The following is a 10,668-nucleotide window of genomic DNA, read 5'->3' on the forward strand; positions in this document are numbered from 1 at the left end:
GCCGAGGAGCCGGGCACGCCGGATCCGGCGTGCCCGATGAATCCACGGTGCTGTCCACCGCGGTGCTGCCCACCGCGGACGGGGCCGCGGATAAGGATGCCGGCCGGCCTGCTGGCGCCGGCACGGACGGCGCCAGCGCGGTACGGACGGCGCGGCCTGCCCGACGGGCGGAGCGAGCTCGGGAGCCGCCCGCGGCCGCTGCCTTCTCCCCCGCTGCCCGTTCCCCCGCCGCCTTCTCCGCTGTGCCGCCCGGCTCTGCGCGGCCCGGCTCTGCGCGGCCCGGTGCCGTTGCGGTGGCGCCCGGCACCGTTGTGCCGGCAGGCGGAGCCGTTACACCGGCGGACGATGCCGCTGCGTCGGCGGGCGGTGCTGCCGTGCCGGCGGCGAGGTCGAACAGCGTGCCCGCGTCCGAGCTGAGCTCTTCCGGACGGAAGAGGCGGATGACGCCGTACTCGCCGTCGTACCCGGCCTCGCGGATCACCTCCTCGTTCCGCAGCCGGCGGATCGCCTCCACCAGCGCGGACGAGCCGACCTCGGCGATCGCGTCCAGCGGCACCTCGGCGAGAATCCCCAGCTCCGGGCCGAGCCGGGTGGCCAGCGCCGTGACCTGCGCGGCCACCGCCTTGCTCTTCGGCCCGACCCCGAGGATCTCCCCCACGACCTCGGGCAGCGCCACCAGTGAGCGCACCTCGCCCGCGGTCGGCGGGCGGACCCCCTCGGCGCGGTCGGCGAGCGTGTCCACCCGGTGCAGGACGCCGACGGTCAGCGCCCGTCCGCACTGCGGGCAGCGCCCGTCCGCCTGCCGGGTCTGGCTCGGTTCGTAGCGGACGTTGCACTTGCGGTGGCCGTCGAGGTGGTACTTGCCCTCCTCGGGGAAGAACTCGATCGTGCCGGCGAACCCGTCCCCGGTGCGCAGCGCCGCGAGCATGGCGAAGTAGTCGACGTCGCAGGTGAACGCGGTCGCCTCCCGGCCGAGCATGGGCGGGGAGTGCGCGTCGGAGTTGCTGACCAGGCGGAACCGGTCGAGCCCGGACAGCCGCCAGAACATCGGCGGGTCCGCGGACAGGCCGGTCTCCAGCGCGAAGATGTGGTCGGCCAGGTCGACGTAGCAGTCCTCGACCGCGTCGAAACCGGACTTGGAGCCCAGCACAGCGAACCACGGCGTCCACACGTGGGCCGGTATCAGGTAGCAGCCGTCGCCCGCGCCAAGGGTGATCTCCAGCAGGTCGCGCGAGTCCAGTCCCAGGATGGGACGCCCGTCCGCGGTGAGATTGCCGATCTTCGCCAGGCTCGTGGTGATCCGGGCCGCGGCGTCGGTGCTCGGGGCGTAAAGAAGGTGGTGGACCTTGCGGGTCCGCTCCCCCCGCTTGTAGATCGTGGAGATCTCCGTGGAGAGCATGAACCGGGTCGCCACCCGGCAGGACGCGGGCAGGGCCCGCAGCACGTCCGCCTCAAGGTCGGGGCGCAGCCGGAACAGGCCGGGCTCGGCCGGCACGAGCTTGGTGACGATCTCCTGCGTCCAGGCCGGGTGGGTGAAGTCTCCAGTGCCGATCACCTGGATCCCCTTGCGCGCCGCCCACCAGGCAAGATGCTCCAGGTCGCAGTCGCGGCTGCAGGCCCGTGAGTACTTGGAGTGGATGTGCAGGTCCGCAAGAAACCGTGAGCTCACAGCTGGGTATGTTGTCGCACCCGCGCGCTCGCACACGCGGCGGCCCGCCGGGCCGGGCCATCGGCCCCCCTTCGACAGGTTCCCCCCGGCCGGCTCCCGCCGCCCGTGCCCGCCCGCGACGCCACCCGGCATGACCGCATCCCAGTGGGACGCGTCATTATGGGCACTGCCGCAACGGGATGTGTCCGCCGGTGTGCGCATCCGGCCATCGGAGGAAGCCCTCGGGGGCGGTCGCATCCGGAGGGGACTATGACCGATCAGACGGCGGTTCGCCAGCCGCGCCATCACGACGGGCACCATCACGCTGATCGCCCCGACGAGCGCCGTGACAGCGAGCGCCGGGGCGACGAGCGGCTCGGCGGCGGGCAGCGTCGCGCGGGGCGAGCGGGGCGGCAGGGCGAGGAACAGCCCGGCGAGGAACAGCCCGGCGGGGAACAGCCCGGTGCGGAAAGCGGTGCCGGGCCGCTCCGCGCGGAGTACCACCTCGACGACCGGCGCCGGGCCACGCTGACCGACCGGTGCCACCGGCTGGTCCGGTTCCTGCGGGAGATCGCCCTGGCCCAGGCGCCGCGGGTCACCACGGTCGACGAGCATCCCGCCGTGGTGTGGCTCGACGACCTCCCGGACGGGCTGTCCCTGTTCGAGCAGGCCGGCCCCGGCGAGGTGCTGCTCGCCGCACCCGCCGCGGCGGCACTGCCACCACCGCCGGCGCTGCCCGGCCCGCTCACCGACTGGGTCGTCATGGCCGAGCCGGGCGAGCCGGTCGAGGAGTTCCCGCCGCTGCGCGAGATCGGCCCACGGACCCGCGTCGAACTACGGCCGGACGGCATCCAGCGCGAGATCACCGAAACCATCCGGCTCGCGGACGCGCCCGAGATCCGGGCTGCCTACGCGCAGTGGCTGCCGGCCTGGCGGATCTGGGCGGCCAGGGCCCGCGCGGACGCCGACCGGCGGGCCCTGCACAACGTCCTGCACACGGTGGCCCAGCGCCTGGCGCAGGAGGGCGACGCGCTCGAGCTGGTGCTCTGCACCGGCCTGCTGTCCTGGCAGGTCCCGAGCCCGGTCCCGACGTCGGCATCGGCGTCGGCGTCGGCGTCGGGACCGGCGTCCACGGCGCGCCCGGCAGCCGCGCCCGGCCCGTCCGCGACCGGCATGCCCTCGCTCGACCCGGCGGCAACGATCACATCGGCAACGATGCCGGGCCGGCCGGCGCTCGGCCCGGCGGCGGCACGCCCGTCCGTGACAGGCGGGCGGCCTTCCGCGACGGACGGCCCACCCGCGGCTGTCGAGGTCCGTCATCATCTGCTCGCGACCAGGCTGCTGGTGGAGATCGACGCGGCCAGCTCCGCCATCCGCCTGCGGCTGCCCGCCGAGGCCACAACCCGGCTGGAGGACAGCAGCCTGCTCGACGGGGTGGCGGCGTTCCGGCCGGAACGGACCAACGCGCTGCACGAGCGGCTGCGCGGCCGCCCCGCCGTCTCCCTCGGCTCCGACGACGAGCGGGTCCTGCGCGACTGGCTGACCCTTGCCGTGGACGTGTCCACCGACGGCTACTCGCCGTCCTGGCAGCCGGCGGCGCGGCCCGGCCCGCGCCCGCAGGTGACGTTCGCCCCGGCGTTGGTGCTGCGCGCCCGCGGCCGGGCGGCGCTGCTGAACTACTACGACCAGATGCTGGACGCGCTGCGCGGCGACAGCCCGCCCCCGCTCGGCCTGGTGCAGCTGGTCGAGACGCTGGAGGCCGACGAACGCCTGGCCTGGCTGGCCGCGGGCACGGTGCCTGCCGGAGACGTGCTGCCTGCCGGGGACGCGGCGCCCGGCGGGGACGGCCCGGGCGACACCGCGCCGCTGTTCCCGCTGCCGGCGAACCCGGAGCAGGCCCACGTGATGGAACGCCTGCGCCGGGACAACGGCGTCGTGGTGGAAGGGCCACCCGGGACGGGCAAGACCCACACGATCGCCAACCTGATGTCCGCGCTGCTCGCCGAGGGCAAGCGGGTGCTGGTCACCAGCCAGAAGGCGCAGGCGCTGCGGGTGCTGCGGGAGAAGATGCCCCCGGAGCTGCAACGGCTGTGCGTGTCGCTCACCGACCTCGACGACACCGGTTCGACCGAGCTCGCGGTGAGCATCAGCGCGCTCGCGGCGGAGAAGGCCGCCTTCCGGCCGGACGACCACGACCGGCGGATCGCGCGGCTGCGCTCCCGGCGGGACGACGCCGTCGCACGCCGGGCCGAACTGGCCGAACTGATCCAGCGGCTGCGCGCGGCCGAGGGCGTCCACCACAGCAGCGACGATGTGGCGCCGGGCTGGGAGGGCACCCTGGCCCGGATCGCGGCCCGGGTGCGGGATGAGCACGCCGCCCACGGCTGGCTCCCCACCCCCGTGCCCTGGCCCGCCGCCGGTCAGGACAGCGCCAGCGCCGGTGGCAATATCACCGACAGCGACCGGGGACGCGGCGGCGATGGCGCTGCCGGCGGGCACGGCCCGACACCCGCCAGCGGCGGTCATGGCGGTCATGGCGGTCATGGCGGTCGCAACGATTACAACGACCACGGTGGACGCGGCAGCCGCGGCGAGTATGGCGGGCCGCCGCCAGCACCCCTGGACGCCGCCGAGGCGGCCGAACTGCTCGCCGTGCTGCGCTCCCGCACACCTGCCCGGGCCCACCGGCTCGCCCAGGACCCGACCGATCCGGACCTGCTGGTCCCGACCGGCACGATCCGCCAGCTGCTGGCCGCCGAGCAGGCCGCCTCCTCCGTCGCCCACAACAGCGCGGCCACCCTTGGCGAGCCGGTCGCCGCTCTCGCCGACCGGCTCGCCGGGCTGTCCCCGGCGCGGGTGGACGCCCTGCGGGCGGCCGCCGCGGAGCTGACTGACGCCCTGGCGCTGGTGGCGGGCCATCACACCCGCTGGGCGTGGGTGCAGACGGCGCTCGACGACGCCCTCGCCGGCCGTGACGCCGTGCTGTGGGAGAAGATCGCTTCAACCACGCCGGCCGTCGAGCAGGCCGCCGGCGCGCTCGAGCGGGTCGGGCTGCACACGGTCGTCCTGCCCGCGCTGACCGAGCGGGGGCCCGCGAGCGCGCAGGTGCTGCTCGCCCACGGTGAGGCGCTGCGGGCCCACCTGGCGGCCGGCCACGGCCTGCGCGCCGTCTTCCCCTCGAAGGCCCAGAAGAACGCGGCTCCCCTGCTCACGGAGGCGGCTGTCGACGGCATCCCCCCGCGCACCCCCGACCTGCTCGACGTGGTACTCGCCCGACTGACCGCGCAGGTCTGCCTGGAGACGGCGAGCAGCGCCTGGGCGCTGGTGGACGTACACGTCGACCCCGACGCCGCCCCCGAGGTGCGCCTGGCCCGCCTGCACGATCTGGCCGGCGCCCTCGCCGCGGTCGACCACGCCCGCGGCGCGCGCGACCGCGTCCTCGGCGTCCTGGCCTCCTTCGGCGCTGCCAACACCTCCGCCGCCGCCGGCGCCTTTGGCACGTCGGACGCCCCGGGCACCGCCGTCACGGGCACCGCCGTCACGGGCACCGCCGTCACGGGCACCCCGGCCGCCGGCGGCTCTCTCGGTGTCACGTTCACCGGGGCCCGGGCCTGCCGGGATCTCGCCGCCGCGCTCGAGGACGTCCGGTGGCGGCAACGCGCCGCCGCCGCCACCGCGGATCTCAGCCGCATCCACGGCCGTTACCTGGCGGCGGCCAGGACCGGGACGTCCGCTCCGGAGCTGGCCGCGCTCGCGGGCGCGCTGGCCGCCCGCGACGTCACCGCCTACGAGGCCGCCCGGGCCGCGCTCGAGGCGGCCGACGGCGAGCGGGACGCGGAGCGGCGCTGCGTGGCGCTGCTGGCGCGTGTGCGGGCCGCGCACCCGGCCCTGGCCGCCCTGCTGGAGAGCCTGGCGCCGGACCCGGCCCACACAGCCGGCGGTGCCGGCGCGGCCGGTGCCGGGATGGCGAATGCCGAGAGAACGGATACGTTCCGTAACATCGTAACGGCGGCTGGGAGCCGTCCGGACGGCTCGGACGCGGCCGGGTGGGACCGGCGGACCGCGTCCTTCCCCGAAGCCTGGGCGTGGGCCTGCGCGGCGACCTGGCTGGAACGCTCGCGGACGGCGGCTGGCGAGACCGACGTCGAGGCCGAGCTCGACGCGGCTGAGGACGCCCTCGCCGCCGCCACCGCCGAGCTCGCCGGCGCGCTCGCCTGGAAGCACTGCCTTGCGCGGATGGGCTCCGAGCAGTCCGCGGCGCTGCGCTCCTACGCCGACGCGGTCGCCGCGGGCGGCAAGTTCACCGGCCGTTACGCGCAGCGGTACCGGCAGGCGGCGCGCGAGGCGATGCGGGTCGCCCAGACCGCCGTCCCCGCCTGGATCATGCCGATCGGCGAGGTGCTGTCGACCATCCCGGCCGTCCGGGACTGCTTCGACGTGGTGATCGTGGACGAGGGCAGCCAGGCCGGGCTGGACAGCCTGTTCCTGCTGTGGCTGGCCCCCCGCGTGATCGTGGTCGGTGACGACCGGCAGTGCACCCCGGCGGAGGCGAGCTTCGAGGAGCTGGAACCGGTCTTCCAACGTCTCGACACGCTGCTGTCCGACATCCCCACCTGGCTGCGCATCGCGTTCACCCCCCGGTCCAGCCTGTTCACCCTGCTGCGGACGAGGTTCGGCGAGGTCATCCGGCTGCGCGAGCACTTCCGCTGCATGCCGGAGATCATCGAATGGTCGTCCGCGCTGTTCTACCGGGACGCCCCGCTGGTGCCGCTGCGCCAGTTCGGCGCGGACCGGCTGCCACCCCTGCGGTCGTGCCACGTCCCGGGCGCGGCCACCTCCGGTGTCGCCGGCGGGCTGCGCAACGCGGCCGAGGCCGAGGCCCTGGTGACCCAGGTGCTGGCCTGCGCCGACGACCCCCGCTACGACGGGCTGACCTTCGGGGTCGTCGTGCTGCAGGGCAGCGCCCAGGCGGAGCTGATCCGCGGCAGACTGGTCAGCCGGATGTCCCCGGCCGAGCAGCAGCGCCGGCGGCTGCGCGTCGGGACCCCGCCGGACTTCCAGGGCGACGAACGGGACGTGGTCTTCCTGTCTATGGTCGTCGCGCCCGGCACCCCCACCCCGTCGCTGACCCGGCTGGAGTACCAGCGCAGGTTCAACGTGGCCACCTCCCGCGCCCGCGACCAGGTGTGGCTGTTCCACTCGGTGACCACGGGCGACCTGGAGCCGACCGACCTGCGGCACAACTACCTCAGCTATGTGCTGTCCCAGACCTCCGCGCGGCCGTCCCTGTCCGCCACCGCCGGGGCCGACGCCGGCCCGGCCGCCGCCGGGTCCGCGTCCCTGCCCGTACCCGTGCCGCGCGACGTCCGCCCGGACATCCCACACCCGCGGTTCGACACCCTCTTCGAGCAGCGGGTCTTCCGTGTCCTGCGCGAACGCGGCTATCTGGTGTGGCCCCAGGTCGAGGTGAACGGCCGGCGCGTCGACCTGGTGGTGGCCGGCGGGCGCGCCCGCCTCGCGGTCGAGTGCGACGCGGACACCGCCGTGCCGCCCGAGCGGATCGCCCACGAGTTCGCCCGCGAACGGGAGCTGCGCCGGGCCGGCTGGCGCTTCTGGCGGATCCGCCAGTCGGAGTTCGAGATCGACCCGGACGCCGCGCTCGCCTCCCTGTGGCCCGCCCTGGCCGCCGTCGGCGTGGCACCGGTGGCACCGGTGGCGGCATCGGCACACGCGGCCCGTACCACCCGGAGCGGCACCGCCCCCGCCGATTCGACCGGAGCCGGTCACGGACCGCAGCCGGCACCACCCCGTCCAGACACCCCAGCGGACGACGTGACCGGGGACACCGTCCCCATGGACAACACGCTCAGGGATGGCGAGAACGCCAGCGGCGACGACGCCGACACGGCTGGCACGACGGCCAGCATCCGGGCTGCCGCCGCGCCGGGAGTCGGCGAACACCGCTGGACGCCGATCCCCCTGAGCGACCTGGAAGGCCTCGACGACGCCCTCGGCGCCCTGACCAGCTGAACATCCTCTGCTGCGACGCGGTGACAAAGATTATCCAGGGCGGGGTCAAACGGTCGTAGCGTCGCTACGACCGTTTGACCCCGCCGAGTATCATGTCACCGCTCGCCCGTTTCACCGCCATCCTGCGCAGCTTTACTAAGACAAGGAGGTCGACCCGCGTCCGGGTCACTTCGGCTGGATCCCGTTACTTGAGCTGATCCCGCCGGGCGGCCCGGGGGATCTCATCCCCGGGCTCCCACGGAAACGGAGCATGACAGTCTCCCATCACTCCGCTCACCTCATCCAGTCCGTCAGAACTCGGCCATCCAGGCCCAGCGGGTGAACAGGCGGGGCCGCCTTCGTAGCAGCCCATTCCACCACCGTTTGACCTTCTTGAACGGCCTGAGCCGTTTGACCCCACCCCAGCGTCGGCGTGCTGCCGCCAAAGATCTTACAGGAGCCGACAGCCGGCTCACACCGGCCTGGCGGACTCTCCGGCCCGTACCCGTTGCACCGGCTTTCATCAGGGCCGAGCGGCCGCGGCGGGTCCGGGGCGGGCGAGAAGAAATCCGGTCAGGCGTCGGGGGTGGTCTGGTCGTCGGGGGTGTGCTGGCCTTTCCGGGCGCCGCGCATGGTGGGGAAGAGGACGACGTCGCGCAGGGTGGGCGCGCCGGTGAGCAGGGCGGTGAACCGGTCGATGCCGAGGCCGAGGCCGGACATCGGGGGCATCCCGTACTCCATCGCCTCGATGAAGTCCTCCTCCATCATCATGGTCTCGTCGTCGCCGGCCTCGCGCAGCTCGGCCTGCTCCTCCAGCCGGGTCCGCTGCTCGGCCGGGTCGACCAGCTCCGAGTACGCCTTGACGATCTCCCAGCCGTTCACCACGACCTGGAACATGTCGAGCCTGGCGGGGTCGTCGTCGCTGCGCCGGGCCAGCGGGACCAGCTCCGCCGGGTGGTGCACCAGGAAGCACGGCTGGACGAGCCCGGGCCGGACCGTCTTCTTGTACAGCAGGTCGACCAGGGCCGCGTACGACGGCGCGTTCTCGACGTCCAGCCCGAGGCCGGCGACCCGCTCCCGCAGGGCCGGCAGGTCGCGTACCACGGTCAGGTCGATGCCGGTGTGCCGGGCGACCTCGGCCCGGTAGTCCAGCTCCGGCCAGTCGGCGCCGAAGTCCAGCTTCACGCCCTCGTAGGTGACGGTGCGGGTGCCGAGGACGTCGTCGAGCACCGCCAGGATCAGCTCGCGGACGAAGGCCATGTTGTCGCGGTAGTCCCAGTAGGCGGCGTACCACTCCAGCATCGTGAACTCCTGGAGGTGGGAGGAGTCCATGCCCTCGTTGCGGAAGTTGCGGCCGAGCTCGTAGACGCGGTCGAAGGAGCCGACGACGACGCGCTTGAGGAACGTCTCCGGTGAGATCCGCAGGTAGAAGTCCTCGTCGAGCGCGTTGTGGTGGGTGACGAACGGCCGGGCGGCGGCGCCGGATGCCGCCTCCTGCAGGATCGGCGTCTCGACCTCGAGGAAGTCGTTGTCGTCGAGGAACCGGCGGATCCGCTGGATCGCCTTCGCCCTGGCCCGGAACCGCGCCCGGGACTCGTCGTTGACCAGCAGGTCGAGATAGCGGCGGCGGTAGCGGGCCTCCACGTTCGACAGGCCCTGCCACTTGTCCGGCAGGGCGCGCGCCGTCCGGTTGAGCACGGTGAGGTCGGATACCGCCACCGTCCGCTCACCACGGCGGGTGGTGTAGAGACGGCCGGCGACCCCGACGAAGTCGCCGATCTTCAGCGCGCGGGACCACTCCCTGATGGTCTCCGCGCCCAGCTCGTCCCTGGACAGGGAGACCTGGACGCGCCCGCTGCGGTCCTGGATGTGCCCGAAGATCAGGCCGCCCATCCGGCGCCAGAGCACCACCCGGCCGGCGAGCCGGACTGCCGTGCCGTCGGGCGCCTCCCTGGCGTCCGCGGCCACCGAGTCGGTGCGGTAACCGGACCGGGGCCCGCTCACTCCGGGCTCCTCCATCGACATCAACACACCCTATAGCGAACCGGCAACCTGGATGACCTGGCATATCTGAAGATCGTCGACCGGCAGCCGACCGGGACGGCGGCGAGCCCGAAGCCTTCGGACGGACGCACGAACAGCCCAGACCGATCAGTCCCGTATCCGACACCATACTTGATGTTGCGCTTGATGCCGCGCCCGACAGAAACAGATCATGTCTGACATGGCAACCGGACAGGCATCGGTCAATGCCCGTGATCTCAGTCGTCGCGCGGCGAGCGTGCTCGACCGCGCCGCACACGGCGAGCGGCTGATCGTGACGCGAGACGGAGAACCGATCGCGGAGATCATTCCTATCGACCCCGCTCAGCGCCTGTTCGCCCGTTGGATACGGGACGGTCTCATCTCCGAGCCTCCGGCATCCGGCTATGCCAAGGCCGCGGCCGCGGCCGCGGCGAACGCAGTCCGTGACCTGCCCGATACCCCGCCAGGCAGGACCGCGGCAGAAGCCGCAGGCCTCCGCACTTCCGCACCGTCATGAACAGCTCTGGATACCCTGGAGAACAGCGGCAGGACGCGGGAGAAGAGCGACAGGACGCGGGGAGCCCGTAGACGCGGCGTGTCAGCCGCTCCCTGTTACCGACAGCTCTGCTTCCCGTTCCCGGGCAGCGGAAACGCGGCAATTACGGTGTTGCCACGAGACCGGGTGCGGACGTCCGGTGTGGACGCCGTGGTGGTGACCGGAGGGCGACACGGCGGGGCTTCTGCGGCTGGAGCGGTGTGACCGACAGTAACTTGGCTGGGTGCCTCGGACTCGCCGACGCTTCAGGACGCCCGCGACGGGCCGCCCGGCCCCGGCCCAGCCCGTCCGCCTGACGGCTTTCCCGTCCCTGCTGGTGCTTCTGGCGGCAGCCCTGACGGGATGGCTGATCGGCGGGGTCCCGGCCGCCGGGCCGGCGGCCGCGGCCGCGGTGACACCGCCACCGGCTTCCCTGCCACCGGTGCCCCCA

At 73.7% G+C, this 10,668-nt stretch carries 4 protein-coding genes; 2 read left to right on the plus strand and 2 right to left on the minus strand.

Translation table 11 applies throughout. The annotated features are described in order from the left end of the window. Positions 1 to 1,669 (minus strand): endonuclease Q family protein (locus AC5LUJ_RS20610; RefSeq protein ID WP_493465548.1); only part of this gene is annotated, 1,669 nt, incomplete at its 3' end. A gap of 249 nt (positions 1,670 to 1,918) precedes the next feature. On the opposite strand from AC5LUJ_RS20610, the gene AC5LUJ_RS20615 reads away from it, so the two are divergent. Continuing rightward, the gene (locus AC5LUJ_RS20615; protein ID WP_493465549.1) at positions 1,919 to 7,678 is read left to right on the plus strand and encodes an AAA domain-containing protein; all 5,760 of its coding nucleotides are present in this window, start codon (positions 1,919 to 1,921) and stop codon (positions 7,676 to 7,678) included. A gap of 552 nt (positions 7,679 to 8,230) precedes the next feature. On the opposite strand, the gene lysS is transcribed toward AC5LUJ_RS20615, so the two are convergent. After that, positions 8,231 to 9,682, minus strand: a complete 1,452-nt coding sequence (lysS, locus tag AC5LUJ_RS20620; RefSeq protein WP_250286144.1) for a lysine--tRNA ligase — start codon at positions 9,680 to 9,682, stop codon at positions 8,231 to 8,233. Positions 9,683 to 9,881: 199 nt separating this feature from the next. Here lysS and AC5LUJ_RS20625 point away from each other — a divergent pair, with 199 nt between their 5' ends. Then, entirely contained in the window at positions 9,882 to 10,199 is a 318-nt protein-coding gene (locus AC5LUJ_RS20625; RefSeq protein ID WP_250286145.1) for a type II toxin-antitoxin system Phd/YefM family antitoxin, read from the plus strand. Positions 10,200 to 10,668 lie beyond the last annotated feature (469 nt).

The organism is Protofrankia sp. CiP1_Cm_nod3 (genome assembly GCF_982290655.1).

Excerpts from the sequence above, each read along its gene's own strand:
- AC5LUJ_RS20615 (WP_493465549.1), top strand. The coding sequence starts at position 1,919 with ATGACCGATCAGACGGCGGTTCGCCAGCCGCGCCATCACGACGGGCAC.
- lysS (WP_250286144.1), bottom strand. The coding sequence starts at position 9,682 with ATGTCGATGGAGGAGCCCGGAGTGAGCGGGCCCCGGTCCGGTTACCGC.
- AC5LUJ_RS20625 (WP_250286145.1), top strand. The coding sequence starts at position 9,882 with ATGGCAACCGGACAGGCATCGGTCAATGCCCGTGATCTCAGTCGTCGC.